Origin of the sequence: Pseudonocardia nigra (genome assembly GCF_019396355.1) — a bacterium.
Classification (GTDB): Bacteria; Actinomycetota; Actinomycetes; order Mycobacteriales; family Pseudonocardiaceae; genus Pseudonocardia; species Pseudonocardia nigra.
On record NZ_JAHKRK010000569.1, the window covers coordinates 1 to 630 of the forward strand.

1 protein-coding gene is annotated in these 630 nt (G+C 64.1%); it reads right to left on the reverse strand.

Translation table 11 applies throughout. From position 1 onward, the window contains the following. Positions 1 to 122: 122 nt before the first annotated feature. Positions 123 to 422 carry an RNA-dependent RNA polymerase family protein gene (locus KME75_RS42240; RefSeq protein ID WP_219420703.1) on the reverse strand — a complete coding sequence of 100 codons (300 nt, stop codon included), beginning with the start codon at positions 420 to 422 and terminating at the stop codon, positions 123 to 125. Positions 423 to 630 lie beyond the last annotated feature (208 nt).

Consider the following 630-nt stretch of genomic DNA (forward strand, 5'->3'; position numbering starts at 1 on the left):
TCACCGGCCACCCCTGGATGCCGGCACTACCCGCGCCCACCTGACCACGGACACCGAGCCGAGCGCACCGGAGGCCGAACGGCCGACCGGCGATCACGCCATGCCACCACACCGCTGAATGTTTACATCGCCACCACCGTCTGCGCGATCCGATCCGCCACAGTCGGCACCCCGAGGATCCTTGTCCCGCCGCCATGCGGCTTGGGTATCTCCACCGCCCTGACCGGAGGCGGAAAGTAGGTTCCCGAGGACATCCGATTCCAAATCTTGTACAGGTTACCCCGAAGATCTTTCTCGAAGTCCTCGACGGACTGCCCGTCCACCCCGGCCGCACCCTTGTTGGCCGTGACTCGTTGGTACGCCTCCCACACGAGCTGCTTCGATATCTCGAACGACTTGCCCGAAGGACCTGACTTGTCCACGCGTCTCCTCCCGGGCTGGCCCGGTTGCTCGTGCAAACAAATCGCAGATGATCCGGCCCCTTCGCTCCACCCCCATTACAGGCAGGGCCCCGGCGTTGTTGATCTTTGTCCGGTTTGGTCGGATTCAGTTAGATGCCGTACGCGGTGAAGACGTCGTCGCGGTTGAGGAGGTCTCGTCGGGCGTGGGCGATGTTGGCGCGGTCGGCGA